The following is a 447-nucleotide window of genomic DNA, read 5'->3' on the forward strand; positions in this document are numbered from 1 at the left end:
GGCGTCCCTGCTCAAAAAGGGGCTTTTCCCCGCCATATCGGACGGACAAAAGGCGGCCTGAACTCAAAACTTCATGCCGTGTGCGATGATCAGGGCCGACCTGTCCGCCTCCATCTGACTGCTGGACAGGTCAGTGACTTCAGAGGCGCAGACGTGCTTCTGGCAGACCTCCCCGATGAGACAGAAGAAGTCATCGGGGACAGAGGCTACGACAGCAACCAGATCAGGTTATCGCTTGCAGACCGGAACATCACAGCCTGTATTCCGCCGAAGAAGAACCGGAAATCAAAGCCACCTTACAATTGGCATCTGTATAAAAAGCGCCATCTGATCGAAAACATGTTCGCAAAGCTGAAAGACTGGCGACGTGTTGCGACCCTATATGACCGCTGCGCGCATACATTCATGTCCGCAATCCACATCGCAGCAAGCGTCATCTTCTACCTC

Annotated in this window: 1 protein-coding gene; it reads left to right on the top strand. The window is 53.9% G+C overall.

The window, feature by feature from the left end:
• Positions 1–447, top strand: a 447-nt coding sequence (locus HK20_RS07635; RefSeq protein WP_143296470.1) for an IS5 family transposase, incomplete at both ends; no start/stop codon positions are given.

Origin of the sequence: Acetobacter sp. DsW_54 (assembly GCF_002153575.1) — a bacterium.
GTDB lineage: Bacteria > Pseudomonadota > Alphaproteobacteria > Acetobacterales > Acetobacteraceae > Acetobacter > Acetobacter fabarum.